This is a genomic window from Pseudomonas sp. SR18 (genome assembly GCF_023701505.1).
GTDB lineage: Bacteria > Pseudomonadota > Gammaproteobacteria > Pseudomonadales > Pseudomonadaceae > Aquipseudomonas > Aquipseudomonas cyclaminis.
Window position 1 is genome coordinate 25,531 of record NZ_JAMQAU010000007.1, and the last position, 14,151, is coordinate 39,681.

Annotated in this window: 18 protein-coding genes; 16 read left to right on the top strand and 2 right to left on the bottom strand. The window is 58.9% G+C overall.

From position 1 onward, the window contains the following. Positions 1-57: 57 nt before the first annotated feature. From NDJ82_RS12350 to NDJ82_RS12415, 14 genes are all read left to right on the top strand, one after another. Complete coding sequence (locus NDJ82_RS12350) at positions 58-846, top strand: DUF6651 domain-containing protein (protein ID WP_250925577.1); 789 nt, start codon at positions 58-60, stop codon at positions 844-846. A gap of 75 nt (positions 847-921) precedes the next feature. Further along, positions 922-2,070, top strand: a complete 1,149-nt coding sequence (locus tag NDJ82_RS12355; protein ID WP_250925578.1) for a major capsid protein — start codon at positions 922-924, stop codon at positions 2,068-2,070. A gap of 57 nt (positions 2,071-2,127) precedes the next feature. Next, a complete protein-coding gene (locus NDJ82_RS12360; protein WP_250925579.1) occupies positions 2,128-2,463 on the top strand; it encodes a hypothetical protein in 336 nt (111 codons plus the stop codon). 1 nt (position 2,464) lies between these two features. Continuing rightward, the gene (locus NDJ82_RS12365) at positions 2,465-2,959 is read left to right on the top strand and encodes a DnaT-like ssDNA-binding protein (RefSeq protein ID WP_250925580.1); all 495 of its coding nucleotides are present in this window, start codon (positions 2,465-2,467) and stop codon (positions 2,957-2,959) included. Then, complete coding sequence (locus NDJ82_RS12370) at positions 2,959-3,348, top strand: hypothetical protein (RefSeq protein WP_250925581.1); 390 nt, start codon at positions 2,959-2,961, stop codon at positions 3,346-3,348. Before NDJ82_RS12365 ends, NDJ82_RS12370 begins: the two co-directional genes overlap by 1 nt. After that, complete coding sequence (locus tag NDJ82_RS12375; RefSeq protein WP_250925582.1) at positions 3,345-3,980, top strand: hypothetical protein; 636 nt, start codon at positions 3,345-3,347, stop codon at positions 3,978-3,980. Before NDJ82_RS12370 ends, NDJ82_RS12375 begins: the two co-directional genes overlap by 4 nt. After that, on the top strand, positions 3,977-4,396 hold the full coding sequence (locus tag NDJ82_RS12380; RefSeq protein ID WP_250925583.1) for a phage tail terminator-like protein: 420 nt from the start codon (positions 3,977-3,979) through the stop codon (positions 4,394-4,396). The genes NDJ82_RS12375 and NDJ82_RS12380 overlap by 4 nt, the downstream gene beginning before the upstream one ends. Before the next feature lie 71 nt (positions 4,397-4,467). Then, positions 4,468-5,124 carry a phage tail protein gene (locus NDJ82_RS12385; RefSeq protein ID WP_250925584.1) on the top strand — a complete coding sequence of 219 codons (657 nt, stop codon included), beginning with the start codon at positions 4,468-4,470 and terminating at the stop codon, positions 5,122-5,124. A 3-nt stretch (positions 5,125-5,127) separates the two neighbouring features. Then, positions 5,128-5,508, top strand: a complete 381-nt coding sequence (locus tag NDJ82_RS12390; RefSeq protein ID WP_250925585.1) for a phage tail assembly chaperone — start codon at positions 5,128-5,130, stop codon at positions 5,506-5,508. A 47-nt stretch (positions 5,509-5,555) separates the two neighbouring features. Next, positions 5,556-5,825 carry a DUF1799 domain-containing protein gene (locus NDJ82_RS12395; protein ID WP_124524550.1) on the top strand — a complete coding sequence of 90 codons (270 nt, stop codon included), beginning with the start codon at positions 5,556-5,558 and terminating at the stop codon, positions 5,823-5,825. After that, entirely contained in the window at positions 5,822-9,172 is a 3,351-nt protein-coding gene (locus tag NDJ82_RS12400; protein WP_250925586.1) for a phage tail tape measure protein, read from the top strand. Before NDJ82_RS12395 ends, NDJ82_RS12400 begins: the two co-directional genes overlap by 4 nt. Further along, positions 9,172-9,510: a phage tail protein gene (locus NDJ82_RS12405; RefSeq protein ID WP_250925587.1), complete on the top strand. Its 339-nt coding sequence runs from the start codon at positions 9,172-9,174 to the stop codon at positions 9,508-9,510. The genes NDJ82_RS12400 and NDJ82_RS12405 overlap by 1 nt, the downstream gene beginning before the upstream one ends. 11 nt (positions 9,511-9,521) lie before the next feature. Then, entirely contained in the window at positions 9,522-10,274 is a 753-nt protein-coding gene (locus NDJ82_RS12410) for a phage minor tail protein L (protein WP_250925588.1), read from the top strand. A gap of 2 nt (positions 10,275-10,276) precedes the next feature. Beyond that, the gene (locus tag NDJ82_RS12415; protein ID WP_250925589.1) at positions 10,277-11,050 is read left to right on the top strand and encodes a C40 family peptidase; all 774 of its coding nucleotides are present in this window, start codon (positions 10,277-10,279) and stop codon (positions 11,048-11,050) included. Here NDJ82_RS12415 and NDJ82_RS12420 read toward each other — a convergent pair. Both NDJ82_RS12420 and NDJ82_RS12425 read right to left on the bottom strand, forming a co-directional pair. Continuing rightward, positions 11,026-11,625 carry a hypothetical protein gene (locus tag NDJ82_RS12420; protein WP_250925590.1) on the bottom strand — a complete coding sequence of 200 codons (600 nt, stop codon included), beginning with the start codon at positions 11,623-11,625 and terminating at the stop codon, positions 11,026-11,028. The genes NDJ82_RS12415 and NDJ82_RS12420 overlap by 25 nt on opposite strands. Positions 11,626-11,708: 83 nt before the next feature. Continuing rightward, a complete protein-coding gene (locus NDJ82_RS12425) occupies positions 11,709-12,269 on the bottom strand; it encodes a fasciclin domain-containing protein (RefSeq protein ID WP_250925591.1) in 561 nt (186 codons plus the stop codon). Positions 12,270-12,551: 282 nt separating this feature from the next. Between NDJ82_RS12425 and NDJ82_RS12430 the strand changes: the two genes are divergently transcribed. Together NDJ82_RS12430 and NDJ82_RS12435 are read left to right on the top strand one after the other, a co-directional pair. Then, positions 12,552-13,403 carry a hypothetical protein gene (locus tag NDJ82_RS12430; protein ID WP_250925592.1) on the top strand — a complete coding sequence of 284 codons (852 nt, stop codon included), beginning with the start codon at positions 12,552-12,554 and terminating at the stop codon, positions 13,401-13,403. A 139-nt stretch (positions 13,404-13,542) separates the two neighbouring features. After that, positions 13,543-14,031, top strand: a complete 489-nt coding sequence (locus tag NDJ82_RS12435; RefSeq protein WP_250925593.1) for a hypothetical protein — start codon at positions 13,543-13,545, stop codon at positions 14,029-14,031. Positions 14,032-14,151 lie beyond the last annotated feature (120 nt).

The window sequence follows — 14,151 nt, forward strand, 5'->3', positions numbered from 1 at the left end:
TAGCGCCGCATCGGGCCGGATGGCCCACCAGATGGGCGGATGCCCGGAGACGAACCGATGAAACTGAAACTCGACGAACAAGGCCATGTGGTTGTGCAGGATGGCAAGCCGGTCTACACGCATGACGATGGGAAGGACGTAGCGTTTGACGCGCCGTCGGCCGTATCCAAAATCACCGCGCTGAACGCCGAAGCCAAAGGGCATCGCGAAGCCAAAGAAACCGCCGAGGCTCGCGCCAAGGCATTCGAAGGCATCGAAGACCCGGAAAAAGCCCGCGCGGCACTGGCAACTGTCGCCAACCTCGACGCCGGGCAGTTGGTCCAGGCCGGAAAGGTGGATGAGATCAAGCAAGCTGCCATCGCGGCCACCGAGGAGAAGTTCAAGGCCCAGGTGTCCACGCTCACCGAGCAGATCAAGACCGTCACCACGGAGCGCGACACCACCACCGGCATTCTCTACCAGGAGAAGATCGGCGGCGCCTTCGGCCGTTCCAAGTTCGTCACCGACAAAATTGCTGTTCCGCCCGACATGCTGCAAAACACCTTCGGCAAGGCTTTCAAGGTCGAGGAAGGCAAGGTCGTGGCTTATGGCGACGATGGCAACAAGATCTACAGCCGCGCCCGCCCTGGTGAGCTGGCTGACTTCGACGAGGCGCTGGAAGCTCTGGTCGAGCGCTACCCGTACCGCGACAACATCCTCAAGGGTTCCGGTGCCAGCGGTGGCGGGGCTACGAACAACGGCGGCAAGGGTGGTGACAAGAAGACCCTTCCGCGAGCCGCATTTGATGCGCTTGATCCTGCCGCCAAGGCTGATCACGCACGCAATGGCGGCTTGGTAACTGACTGACCAAAGCCGCCGGGGTTTGCCCGGCAAGTAATCAATGCCCGCCACTGAGCGGGCTTTTTTGTGGAGAAAGCCAAAATGGCGAACACCCTTAACGGCCTGGTGCCGGCTCTGTACGAAGCGCTCGATGTGATCTCTCGCGAGATGACAGGCTTCATCCCGGCGGTTTCCCGTGACTCGTCCGTTGCCCGCGCGGCAATCGGCCAGGACGTGCTAGTGCCAATCACCAGTGAAGCGGCTGCGGCTGACAACACTCCTGGCGTGACCGCGCCGGACTCGGGCGATGCCATCGTCGATAACGTCGCGGTGGCCATCACCAAGAGCAAGCACGTTCCGGTACGCTGGAATGGTGAGCAGACCAAAGGCCTGCAAAACGCCGGCACCTTCTCGTCCATCCAAGCTGACCGCTTCTATCAGGCGATGCGCACGCTGGTGAATGAAGTAGAGAAGGATCTGTGGTTCGAAGCATACCGTAACGCTTCGCGCGCCTACGGCACCGCCGGCACCACGCCATTTGGCACCGCGGCTGACCTGTCCGACTTCGCTGGCGTGCTGGGCATCCTGGAGCAGAACGGCGCGCCCACCAACGACCTGCAGTTGGTTCTGGGTCACTCTGCCATCGGCAACATGCGCGGCAAGCAATCTGGCCTGTTCAAGGTCAACGAGGCGGGTTCCAGCGACATGCTGCGTAACGGCATGACCGACCGCATCATGAACATGGCGATCCGTCATTCCCACCAGGTGGGTCGACACGTCAAAGGTACCGGCGCCGCTTACGTCACCAACGGTTCCACGGCTATCGGTGCGACCAGCGTCGCTCTGGCGACCGGTGCCGGTACGGTTCTGGCTGGTGACATCGCGACCTTCGCGGCTGATGGCGACAACAAGTACGTCGTCGGCGCCGGTATTGCGGCCCCGGGCACCATCACGCTGAACAAGCCTGGCTCGCAGATCGTCATCCCGACCGGCAACGCGCTGACCCTGGGCAACTCGTACACCGCGAACGTGGCGTTTGCCCGTTCTGCGATCGTACTGGCAACTCGCGCCCCGGCAATGCCGGAGGGCGGCGACTCGGCCGACGACGTCATCACCATCACTGACCCGCTGACCGGTCTGTCGTTTGAGATCGCGGTCTACCGCCAGTTCCTGCAAACGGCCTACCACGTCCGTCTGGCCTGGGGCTGCCGCGCAATCAAGGATGAGCACATCAGCCTGTTGGTCGGCTAACTCAACCACAACGACAACCAGGGGCTTCGGCCCCTGCGTTGTTTCTGGAGAATGACAATGGCTGGACTGACGAAAGAACAGAAGGCAGCAAAGGCGCTGCTGGCCAAGGCTATCGAACTCAGTGGCTTGAGCGCGGAAGCGTTCGAGGCCCTGGGCGAGCAGGAGCGTGCCGACTGGAGCAAAAGCGCGCAGGACGCGATTGATCTGGCGGTGGCAGACGCGCAGCGCCTTGCGGATGAAGCTGCAGCGGCGAAGCCGAAAGGTAAGCCTGCGGTGGAAGAAGATGAGCCGGATTACACCGGCCTGGTAAAGGTTGAACAGGGCGGCGAGCAGTTGCATGTTCACCCGTCCTGTCTGGACGACCACAAGCGACTCGGCTGGAAAGAGGTCTGATATGGCTCTGGTGATCGAGAACGGCAAGGTGGTGCCAGGCGCCGATAGCTTCGCAACGGCCGCCGAACTGGTCATCTATGCCAAGAACTTCGGCAAGACAATCCCCGTTGATGAAGTGGCGCAGGAATCCCTGCTACGCCGTGCCGCCCTGCAAATGGATGCGATGCCATGGAAGGGCAAGGCTGTGAACCGTGATCAGGCGCTGGCCTGGCCTCGGGCCGAGGTCAAGCGTCAGGGCTGGGTGTTGCGTTTCGACGAGATCCCGCCGCAGATCAAGGCAGGCCAAATGGCCTTGGCCGCCGAGATCCATGCCGACGACCTGATCGCACCCGAAACCAAAACGGGAGCCGTTGTTTCCGAAACGGTTGGGCCGATCAGCACCACGTTTGCAGTCGCCAGCAAGTCGGTGAGCAAACCGGCGGCAACCCGGCAGTCGTATGCCCAGTTCGCGGGGCTGCTGGAGTCCTCAAGTCAGGTCAACCTGGTACGCAGCTGATGGCAGATATCTATGATCGGGCAAAAGCAAGTGCGGCAAGAATGCTCGCCCCGCGATCCAGGGGCGGCAAGGGGCTTGAGCTTTCGCTAATTCGGGTCACTACCGGCGAGTACGACCCCGAGGTCGGCGGGAGCCCGGTACTCACGGAGCAATTAGACGGTTCAGGGCTTCGCCAAAATTATCGCCAACAAGACATCGACGGCTCTCTGATCAAGCAGGGCGACGTCAAGATCCTGATTTCCCCGGTGTTGCTGGATGGCGTAGACACGCCCCAGCCGGTGACGCTGGACAAGATCGCGTTCGACGGCGACACCTACACGGTGCAGCACGTTGACCCATGGGATTACGCCGGCATCGCCGTCGGCTTCAGTGTGCAGGCCAGAAAATGAGCTTCAGCCTGGACATCAGGGAATTCGCCGAAAAGACCAAGGGGAACATCGAGGAAATCGTTAAAAAGGTCTCGATTGACCTGCTGAGCTCCGTCGTCGATCGCTCCCCGGTGGGCAACCCTGAGTTGTGGGCAGCGAACATTGAACACCGCGCAGCCAATACCCGCGCCGCAGATGACTATGACTTCAAGGTGGCGGCGCGCAATACGGTCATCAACCTCACCGACAGCAACTTCACCAAGTCCGGCAAGCTCAAGCGCAACGTGAAGTACGCCAAACCCCTGACAAAGACTGAACGCGACCAGAACTTCAATGTGAACGGTTTGGTAGCCGGCAAGGATTATGTCGGCGGGCGCTTCAGGGGGAATTGGCAGGTTTCGTTTGAGGTTGGCGCCACCGGCATTCTGGACCTTGTCGATCCAACGGGTTCTGCCGCCAAAGCCATTGGCAAAGGTGTTCTTGAGCATTACCAAATCGGCGTCGGCAAAATCTGGATCATGAACAACCTCCCATACGGCCCACGGCTTGAGTACGAAGGCTGGTCCAACCAGGCCCCGGCCGGAATGGTGCAGATCACCGTGACGGAGTTTCAGATGTACATCAACAAAGCTGTCTCGGAGCTTTCAACATGAGTGACCGGATTATCCGAAGTCTGTTCGAAGCGCGTTTGAAGGCCTGGGCTGATGCGCGCGCACCCAAACTGGTGATCGCATACGAGGGCTCGACATTCACGCCGCCGGCCGGTGGGGCTACCTATCTGAGGGCGTACCTGATGCCCGGGAATACCGACAGCGAGGACTTGGCCGGCAAACACGTCTCCTATCGGGGCGTATTTCAGGTCAGTGTGGTTACCGCATCGGGTTCGGGCACTGGTGCCGCTGGCGCGATTGCCGAAGAGGTCGCACAGCTATACCCGAACAACCTGCCGCTGACGAAAGCGGACTTCACGGTTTACGTCCGCTCGCCCATGGCCACGGCCGCATCCATCCAGGGCGAGACCACGAGTACCTTGCCTCTGTCGTTTCAGTATCGAGCCGACACGTTCTAATCCGCCCGTTGGGCAACCCCCGAAACCCGCCGCTGTGCGGGTTTTGTCATTTCTGAAAAGAGGAAACACCCATGGCCGGCATCCAAATGCCCAACGGCGCCACCCTTGAGATTGCATCGACTTACGGCGTTGAAATCCCGTTCACTGCGCTGACCAATGCCAATCCGGCAATCGCAACTGCTGCAGCACATGGCCTGGCCGAGGGCGATGTAATCGCCGTCAATTCCGGTTGGACTCGACTCGACGGTCGCGGTGTCCGTGTGGGGGTAATTGCCAGCGGCACGTTCGCCCTGGCAGGCGTGAACACCACCAACGCTCAGCAGTACCCAGCGGGCTCCGGTATCGGCTCTGTGCGCGAGGTGACTGCCTTCACCGAGATCTCGCAGGTCACCGAAATGAACTCGGCCGGTGGTGATCAGCAGTTCCTGACCTTTGGCTTCGTGGCCGACGACAATGACCGCCAGATGCCGACCACCAAGAACCCGATCACGCTGACTTACACCGTCGCTGACGATCCATCCAAGCCCTATGTGGCTGTCTGCGAGGCTGCGGACGACGACAAGCAGCCTCGCTTGCTCCGCCTGAACCTCCCGGGTGGTAGCAGCATTATCTACAACGGTTACGTGTCGATCACCGCGACGCCGACCATGTCGCGCAACAACCTGATGACCCGTGTTATCAGCGTTGCCCTGACTGGCCTACCAACTCGCTACGCGGCCACGGTGTAACCCATGGCCAAGTTCAAGCTGATCCAGAAACCTACGTTCAAGGCGACCGTACTGATCCAGCGGGCCGGCTACAACGCCGAAAAGGTCGAGTTCGAGTTCCAGTACCTGGACCGTACAGCACTTGCCGAGCTGTACACCGGTTGGAATGAGCGCCACAACGAGCTGAGTAAGCAGGTCGGTGACATGGACCTCAAGGCGTTCACTGCCGCTCAGATCGCCTTGCAAGCCGATCAGTTGATGGACGTGGTCGTCGGTTGGGACATCGAGGAAAAGTTCACGCCTGAAAACGTGCGCATCCTCGTCAACTCGATCAACTCGGCGCCCAAGGCGGTGCTGAGCGCGTACGCCGATGCCTTCAGCGAGGCCCGCCTGGGAAACTCCTAAGCGCCTCCCGCGCGCTGTATGAACCCGGGCCGTCAGATGCAGACCTGATGGCCTTCGGTTTGTCTCGCCAGGACATCCCCGACAAGGAAGTCGGCATCTGGCCCGACAACTGGGACGCCTTCAAGGTCTTCGAGGCCATGAGCACCCAGTGGCGCACAGGCGCGTGCGGCGCAACAGGCATGGACTACAGCGTTCTCTCCGGCGTGATTCGGATGTGCGGCGTGCCGATCAGCCAGCGACAAACCCTTTTCAGCGACTTCCGGCGGATGGAGGCTGAAGCCCTGCAGGTGATGGCGGAACAGAGAGAAACCAAATGAGCACGAACTTCGCCACCCTGGGCATTGCGGTTGAGTCCTCGCAGGCCGCAAAGGCTGCTGACGATCTGGATAAGCTGGTCGATTCGGCGAAAGGTGCCCAGAAGGCCATCGATGACCTTGGCAAAACCGGTGAGGGCCTGGCCAACACCGGCAAGAAGGTTTCCCAGGCCGAAACGGACGTTGCTCAAAGCATCGACAAGTCCACTGCTGCCAGGGATCGGCAGGCAGGGGCAAGCCGCAAGGCGGCCGACAGTGCAGTAGCGGAAATCAGCGTCATCAGCCAGCTCGACAAGGCGATGACGGGCAACATCGACAGCATTGAATCGCTGGTGCAAGCCGAGGGCTTGCTGGAGCGCGCTCGCAAGGGCGGCCTGGTCACGATCGAGGAACAAGCGAAGTACCAGGATCAACTGGGCAAGGCCTACGACAAGATCGAGAAGGCCGAAGCCAAGGAGCTGGCCCAGAAACAGAAACTGATCGAGGCGGAAAATCGTCAGATTGAGGCGCTGAAACGCACGGTCAATGGGATTGATCCCGTCACCGCCAAGCTGGCGAAGCTGGAAGCTCAGGAGAAGGCGCTCAACGACCTGCATAAAACCGGTCAGATCGACGCCGAGCGTTACAACGAGGCGCTGGCGAAGATCGGAAAGGACCGGGCTGGCCTGACTGAAGCCGCTGGGGCGTTCGACAAGCTCAAACTGGGCACGCGCCAGGCGCAAGAAAACGTGATGCAGCTCGTCAACGCCATCCAGGCGGGCGATCTGGGCAGCGGGGCGCGGGCCATTGCACAACTGGGTGCCGGCGCCGGTGAGTCGGCGAAGAGCCTTGCAGGGATGCTGATTCCGGCCGGACTCTTGGTCGCTGTGATTGGCTCGCTGGGCTACGCCTACTTCGACGCGATGAAGCAGGCACGCGAGTTCAACGCTGCAATCAATGGCGGCACGAACGGTGCGGGGCAGACCATTGCCAGCCTGAAGGACATGGCTGACGGTGCCGGCCGCGTTACCGGGAACTTGACCGGCGCGCGGGAGGCGGTTGTGTCGTTGGCGTCTGGCGCAGCCACCAGCGGAACGCAGATGCGCAATCTGGCCGAAGCTGCTGCGGCGGTCAGCGAGGTCACGGGGCAGGGCGCGGGCGAGTTGGCCAAGTCCTTTGCCTCCGCTGGCGAAACTGCAACGGAGGCTGCCGGAAAGATCAGCAGCCAGTATGGATTGCTCACTCTTGAGCAGTACCAGGTGATCAAGGGGCTCGATGACCAAGGCGAAAGCCAGCGTGCTTTGGATGTTCTCAGCGAGGACCTGAACCAGGCTGCGCTCACGCGCTTGAAGGCCTATCGCGAATCGCTGTCCGACGTCGAGCGTGACTGGGACAACATCAAGACTGCCATCAAGGGCGCGTATGCCGAGGTTCGGTCGGAGATCTTCCCCGACCTGGCCAAGCAGATCGAGATCACTCAGCGCGTGCTGGATACGCGGAAGGGTGGTGGTGTAGCCGGTGCGATTTCCAATGGCTTGAGCTCGCTCAACACTGCGCTCGGGCTGGGCACTGGCGAACACGACGACTCCACCGAGGCGCTGGAGAAGAAGCTGGCCGGCCTGAAGTCGAGACTTGCCGCAAGCACCGCCCAGACGGCTGCGACTGGTGAGGCTACAGACGCCAACCAGAAGGCGATTGAGGCACAGAAGGCGCTCGACGCGCAGCTCGACAACATCAACCCACTGAACAAGCGCAAGGCCGCGCAGGACAAGCTCAACCTTCAGTTCAAAACGCTGTACGAGAACGCGGAGAAAACAGGGCAGAAGTCGCCTCTGCTGGACGGCGTCAGCTATGACGGCAGCAACTTCTCTGGCGGCGCCTACGACACGCTGAAGAAGGGGCTTGATGCCAAGAACAAAGACCCAAAGGCTGCCGGCACCCAGGTTGATCTCACAAGCTTCAACGACGCCAAGAACAACCTTGCGGCCATCGCAGCCGATTACAAAAACTACCAGAAGGAGCTGGAAGCGGCGCAGAAGGCGGGCCTGATCTCCGAGGCCGACTACCTGGTGCGTCGCCAGGCGCTGATCGGCAACGAACGTGACCAGGTAACGGCCGCGTACGAGTCTGAGATTGCCGCGCTGGAAACCGCCAAGGGCAAGAAGACCACGTCGGCCGCGCAAAGCATCCAACTGGACCAGAAGATCGCCGACGCACGCGCAGGCATGGTCAAGGCGCAGAAGGATGCCGACAGCCAGCTTGAAGTACTGGCAACGAACGAAACGGGGCGCATCGCCAAGCAGGAGCGGGCAATCAGTTCCTATGTGCAGGCATTGGGGCAGCAACAGCGAGCCCTGGAGCTTGCCGGGCAGCGTGCCGTATTGGGCGTGGGCCAAGGTGACCGCCAGAGCGCATTGAGCGGTCAGCTGAACAGCCAGCAAGACCGGTTTGCTCAGCAGTCGCTTGAGCTGGAAAACCAGCGCTCCGACCCGTCGCGCAACATGTCGGAGGAAGAGTTTAAGCGGAAGTCGCAGGCTCTCGCAGACGCGAACAAGGCGGCGACGGACCAGATCCGGCAGAACTACGCGGATGTGGAGAATGCCCAGGGCGATTGGACGAAGGGCGCAACGGCGGCATGGGAAAACTACTTGGATTCGGCAAAGGATATCGCCGGCCAGACCAAGAGCCTGTTCGGCAATGCCTTTAGCTCCATGGAGGACTCCATCGTCAACTTCGCCATGACTGGTAAGGCGTCGTTTTCGGACTTCGCCAAATCGATCCTGGCCGACATGGCGCGCATTGCTACCCGCCAAGCCAGCTCAGCACTGCTGGGCAGTTTGGTGGGGGCGGCTGCAAGCTACTTGGGCGGCAGCGCAGCGGGCGGTGGGAATGGTATGGCGGCCGGTTCTGTCGGTGCGACCTCTTCGAACTTGGGCGCGTCCTCGGCCGGCTACTCCAGCACCTACTTTCCACAGGCTTTGGGCGGCGCATGGTCGAGCGGTGTGCAGATGTTTGCAGACGGCGGTGCGTTCACGAACTCCATCGTCAGCAAGCCCACGGCGTTTGGCATGGCCAACGGCAAGACCGGCGTTATGGGTGAAGCTGGTGAGGAGGCGATCATGCCCCTGACCCGGACGTCGAGCGGCAAGCTTGGGGTCATGTCCATGGGCGGCGGTGGGGCTGGCGGAACGCAGATCAATGTCGAGGTACACATCGACGGTGACGGAAATGCATCGTCAACGGCTGACGCACCAGGCTACAACCTCTTCGGCAAGGAGCTGGCGACGTTCGTAGAGCAGAAGTACCAGGAACTGCGGAGCAGGGACATGCGCCAGGGCGGCGTCATCAACAACGCAATTAAGGGGCGATGATGGCTATCGAAAGATTCACCTGGGCGACGGAGAAAGGCGCGGAGGGCGATATTGCCCAGCGCGTCCGCTCCAAGAAGTTCGGCGGCGGGTACGAACAGTCGGTCGAGGATGGCCCGAACAACCGGTCGCAATCCTGGCCGGTGACCTTTACCGGCCTGAAGCCGCACATCAAGGACATCATGACATTCCTTGATCGACACAAAGGGGCGAAGGGCTTCCTCTGGGATCCGCCCCTGGGTGAGCTTGGTCTCTACAAGTGCAACGGCTACAAGCCGGTTCACCGTGGCGGCCAGGTCTATGCCATCACCGCGACTTTCGAACAAACCTTTCACCCTTGAGATAACAGCCCATGGCACTGATCACGGACATCCAGAAACTGGAGCCCGGTGGCGAGATTCGCCTGTTCGAAATTGACGGTACCGAATACGGCGCCGATTACCTGCGCTTCCACGGTCACGCCATACCGCACACGCCAGAAGAGCTACTGCTATACGAGCACTCGGAAAATGAGCTGCCGGCCAAGTCAATTTGGTGGCAGGGCGAGGAGTACGCCGCCTGGCCGGTTCAGATTGAGGGGATCTCTTCGAGCAGCGATGGCACCGCTTCACGACCTACCTTCGCCGCCGGCAACGTCAACGGGCGCGTCACAGCCTTGTGCCTGGCCTTCGAGGACATGCTGAAGTTCAAGCTGACTGTTCGCGAAACCCTGGCGCAGTACCTGGATGCGGCCAACTTCCCTGACGGTAATCCAACTGCTGACCCGACTCAGGAGGCGCTGGAGATCTGGTACATCGACCAGAAGACCAGCGAGGATGGAGAAGCGGTGGTCTGGGAGCTTTCGTCCCCGGGCGAGATCGACAACCACGGGCTACCCGGTCGGCAGATGACGACTTTCTGCCACTGGGCCATGACCAATGGTTACCGGGGGCCGGACTGCGGCTACACCGGCGCGGCCATGTTCGACGACGAGGACAACCCCACGGATGACCCGGCACTTGACCAGTGCAAGGGCTGTCTGTCGTCCTGCAAGCTGCGCTTCGGCGAAAACGAAGAACTCAGTTTCGGTGGATTCCCTGCCGTCAGCTTGATCGCGAGGAGCTGACCATGCGTAAGCACATCATTGCGGCCATCCAGGCGCACGCGGCGGCCCAGTATCCGAAAGAGTGTTGCGGCCTGGTGCTTGCCATCGGTCGCAAGCAGAAGTATTTCCCATGCCGAAACATCGCGACCGAGCCGAACGAAGAGTTCCGGCTCCATCCCGAGGACTACGCTGCGGCGGAAGACATGGGCGAAGTGATCGGCATCGTGCACTCGCACCCGGACGCCACCAGCAGGCCGTCACCGCATGACTTGGCCATGTGCGAAGCCACGGCCTTGCCCTGGCACATTTTGTCGTGGCCGGAGGGGGATTTAAGGACGATCACACCTACGGGTAGCACGCCGCTGCTCAAGCGCCCGTTCGTACACGGCGCCTGGGACTGCTGGCAGGTCTGCGCCGACTGGTATCTGCGTGAGTGGGGTCTGGAATTCGAAGCCTTTCAGCGCACTGATGGCTGGTGGGAGAGCGCGGAGAACGCCAGCCTGTACGAGGCGAACTACGAGGCCGCCGGCTTTGTGCGCGTCGACCGACCGCAGCGTGGCGACATGATCGTTATGCAGGTTGGACGCACTATTCACCCGAACCATGCCGGGATCTACCTGGGCACTGATCCGGCATTACCTGGCGAAGAGTCGGGCGCGTTTGGCCCTGGCCCGTTCCTGCTGCACCACCTATACGGCAGGCCGTCCGAGATCATTGTCTTCGGCGGACCTTGGCATGACCGAACATGCCTGATTCTGAGGCATCGTGACGCTCAGGCCAAACCGCCAAGCGAGTAGATGGAGAACCCGGACCTAGTCAAGTGAACAACCTCTACTGACCCGCCAATGTAGACACGACCTTTGCTTTTCCGGTCCTCTTGCCGTGCCTGCGCGCGCATTATGTCTGCCGAACATGAGGGGAACGTGTGCCAGTCTATACCTGCTTTATCCATAAGCTCTGGCTTCACGCCAAGGCCATAATCTAGACGCTCGGATTTGAAGTCCGATCCTGAACGGTAAGCGAATCCATGGACTTTTCCAGAATCGTCGGAAATCCCGAAGTGATAGATTGTTGCAGACTGGTCGTGGAGGGCGGGGATATGGCGATTCAGCTCGCTCCAGAGGGCTTGAAGCTCTTGGGGCGCATGAGCATCGACCGCATCTACATCGAGGGCAAAACCCTGGTTATTCACAAGTCCGATCCATCGACTGAAAAAAAGGGCCGATCCAGTAGCGGCAATGATAAGTCGCATGTGAGGTATCGCGATGGCTTTGCTCGCGTAGCCTGGGGGCGTGTCGACGGAATAATGTAAAAGCGTATCTGTAACTACGATCGCTTCATTGGCATCTGTGTAAAACAGTAGCGATGACATACTTCTTCCTTGAATTGATGGCGATCGGCTATATACGTGCTTAAACACCCGGCGAACTGCACGCCTGCCGGGTTCAAAAGCGTCTAAGGCATCAAGACTGAGTCTATGACGTGGATCACGCCGTTGGACTGCATAACGTCTGCGATGCTGATACTGGCCTTACCGCCTTTAGCATCTACAACCCAAAGCTTGCCGTCGTGTAGCTTGATATTCAGCGACTCACCCTGAACTGTTTTCAACACAACGGTGCCGCCGTGCTTTTTGGCGTCGGCCATTAGCTGTGCTGATGTGTGATTGCCAGCAACCACATGGTAGGTAAGAATTTTAGTCAGGTCGGCTTTATGCTCAGGCTTGACCAGAGTATCTACGGTGCCTGTTGGCAGCTTAGCAAAGGCTTCGTTTGTCGGAGCGAATACGGTGAAAGGACCTTTGCTGTTGAGCGTATCGACCAATCCGGCAGCCTTGACTGCAGCTACCAGCGTCGTGTGGTCCTTCGAATTGACCGCGTTCTCGACAATGGTTTTGCTTGGGTACATCGCTGCACCTCCGACCATCACTGTATTGGCGGCAAAGCTGAGCGTTGCAGTGACGGAGAGGATCGCGAAGCAGGCTGCTGCAACAAGTTTTTTGTAAAAAGCGTGCATGATGTATCTCCTTGGCTCTTATGCCCTCCGAGTGAGGGTATTGAATCTACGAGCCGACGATCGAAGTGGATGCACCTTTTCGTAAAATAACTTTTAGGCGCAGTACCTTCCTGTTCAAACCTATCGGTTGCCTCCATTGGCATTCCATCCACGCTGGATGCCTGGACAGGTCGATTTCCTCCCAGATAGATTCGATGTGCTGATGCGTATCACCGCCTGGCTAATTTCGAGATTGCCCACTATTCTCGGTGAAAATGGCATATCGCCATCGCGGAGGCGGTCATGAGAGCTAGCTTGGTATTGACAGGTACGTTTTTGCTATCAGCTTGCACAACTGATCGAATGACCGACCCAGCGATCGTGACTTCGGTTAACGAAAAGTCAGCATTTACGGCTCTGACAACAACAGCCGATCGCCGGATATTTATAATAAATAACTCCACCAATCGGACGTGTGGTGAGCCGCCCGCGGGAGTAGCTGAGAACATAAGTGCTAGCTTGAGCAATTCACTTTCTGTTGCGTTAAAAACGCAGGCTGGTGATCCCTCGGCAAGAAATTCTTTTGCTGAAAGTGCGGCAAAAACAGTTGCCAACGTGTCACAGAAAACTCAGGGATTGATGCTGTACGAAGCAATGTCTTCTGGCTTATGCATGGCATATGCAAATGACGATAAAATGACGCCCCTTCAATATGCTGCGGAGCTTCAAGCAGCAGGAAAGCTGGCGGTAGAGTTAATCAAGCTTGAGCTTAAGGAAAGTTCCGGAAAGATTGGGCCTGATCAAAAAACCCTAGAGCCTAACCCTGTCCCTTCTGCTTCATTAACCTCTTCGGATGCGTCATCAGTAGCGGCAGCCGCTGCAGGAGCCAGCGCAGTCGCACTTGCTACGAACAGCGCTGAGGCCGGCAAGGAAACAGGGATTGCGATTGCCGACTCTATCCCTGTCGGAGCTACGACGGCACAGCAAGCTAGCATCGTAAAAAAACTGACCAACCAGGCAGTTACTCAAGTGATGAGAGATTCTGCAAAAGGCAAAGAAGCTGCAACTGAAGCAGTAACCAACTTCTCGCAATCCACGGCAGGCTCCAGTGCTTCAAGGAACCTCACGAACGCTTTGGATAACGTAAAAAAATGAGCGGCTGAGTTTGACGCCGCTCAGCATAAAATTTGTGCGTTCTTCGAGGTTTTGCTCGATTTAAGCCCAGCCCCGCGCTGGGCTTTTTGCATCTGCCTCGCTCGGTGCTAAAGTCCCGCCAAACCAAAGAGGGAACGACATGCGGATTTATGGACGGGACGTCCCAACCCCGGAGGATATTTGGCAGCTTTACAGCCAGATCATCCAGTCCCCAGATCTCTGGGCGGCCGGAGAATTCAAGGATGCGGCGGTCAATGTTGGCCTTCGTAAGATCGCTCCTCGGCAGGGTTACTTCAGCTTTTCCGGCAAGAATTATATGACTGGCCACGCCATTATCGTCGATGATTTCATTGAGGAGATTCGGCTGTTCATCGGGAGCGAACCGAAAGACCTCACCGAGATGCTCTACAAAGAGGATCGCGGTAAGATCCCTCAGCTCGCATCGGAATACTCCGTTCTTTTCAGGCAGAAACTCGGGGAGCCGAGAATTGCGCACGATAATGACATCTTTGAATACAACGACCATCGGGTTCGTGTGTTATCGAGCGGTTGCGTCTGGGTCGTAATCTCCAACCTGTCAGTCATCCGGCAATTGCCAAATGATTGGTGGCGACGCCCCGCAACATAATCACTTCCTAAGTGTCTACTAGGCGATCCGTCTAACGGGTTGGATGGGCTGTTATGCAAGAACCTGCGGTATCCGTCCAACCAATGAACCCTTCGCATAGCATGGCCTTGGAAGACCTGC

Excerpts from the sequence above, each read along its gene's own strand:
- NDJ82_RS12415 (WP_250925589.1), top strand. The coding sequence starts at position 10,277 with ATGCGTAAGCACATCATTGCGGCCATCCAGGCGCACGCGGCGGCCCAG.
- NDJ82_RS12405 (WP_250925587.1), top strand. The coding sequence starts at position 9,172 with ATGGCTATCGAAAGATTCACCTGGGCGACGGAGAAAGGCGCGGAGGGC.
- NDJ82_RS12390 (WP_250925585.1), top strand. The coding sequence starts at position 5,128 with ATGGCCAAGTTCAAGCTGATCCAGAAACCTACGTTCAAGGCGACCGTA.
- NDJ82_RS12435 (WP_250925593.1), top strand. The coding sequence starts at position 13,543 with ATGCGGATTTATGGACGGGACGTCCCAACCCCGGAGGATATTTGGCAG.
- NDJ82_RS12420 (WP_250925590.1), bottom strand. The coding sequence starts at position 11,625 with ATGTCATCGCTACTGTTTTACACAGATGCCAATGAAGCGATCGTAGTT.
- NDJ82_RS12360 (WP_250925579.1), top strand. The coding sequence starts at position 2,128 with ATGGCTGGACTGACGAAAGAACAGAAGGCAGCAAAGGCGCTGCTGGCC.
- NDJ82_RS12430 (WP_250925592.1), top strand. The coding sequence starts at position 12,552 with ATGAGAGCTAGCTTGGTATTGACAGGTACGTTTTTGCTATCAGCTTGC.
- NDJ82_RS12425 (WP_250925591.1), bottom strand. The coding sequence starts at position 12,269 with ATGCACGCTTTTTACAAAAAACTTGTTGCAGCAGCCTGCTTCGCGATC.
- NDJ82_RS12385 (WP_250925584.1), top strand. The coding sequence starts at position 4,468 with ATGGCCGGCATCCAAATGCCCAACGGCGCCACCCTTGAGATTGCATCG.
- NDJ82_RS12375 (WP_250925582.1), top strand. The coding sequence starts at position 3,345 with ATGAGCTTCAGCCTGGACATCAGGGAATTCGCCGAAAAGACCAAGGGG.
- NDJ82_RS12355 (WP_250925578.1), top strand. The coding sequence starts at position 922 with ATGGCGAACACCCTTAACGGCCTGGTGCCGGCTCTGTACGAAGCGCTC.
- NDJ82_RS12410 (WP_250925588.1), top strand. The coding sequence starts at position 9,522 with ATGGCACTGATCACGGACATCCAGAAACTGGAGCCCGGTGGCGAGATT.
- NDJ82_RS12365 (WP_250925580.1), top strand. The coding sequence starts at position 2,465 with ATGGCTCTGGTGATCGAGAACGGCAAGGTGGTGCCAGGCGCCGATAGC.
- NDJ82_RS12395 (WP_124524550.1), top strand. The coding sequence starts at position 5,556 with ATGGCCTTCGGTTTGTCTCGCCAGGACATCCCCGACAAGGAAGTCGGC.
- NDJ82_RS12370 (WP_250925581.1), top strand. The coding sequence starts at position 2,959 with ATGGCAGATATCTATGATCGGGCAAAAGCAAGTGCGGCAAGAATGCTC.
- NDJ82_RS12400 (WP_250925586.1), top strand. The coding sequence starts at position 5,822 with ATGAGCACGAACTTCGCCACCCTGGGCATTGCGGTTGAGTCCTCGCAG.
- NDJ82_RS12380 (WP_250925583.1), top strand. The coding sequence starts at position 3,977 with ATGAGTGACCGGATTATCCGAAGTCTGTTCGAAGCGCGTTTGAAGGCC.
- NDJ82_RS12350 (WP_250925577.1), top strand. The coding sequence starts at position 58 with ATGAAACTGAAACTCGACGAACAAGGCCATGTGGTTGTGCAGGATGGC.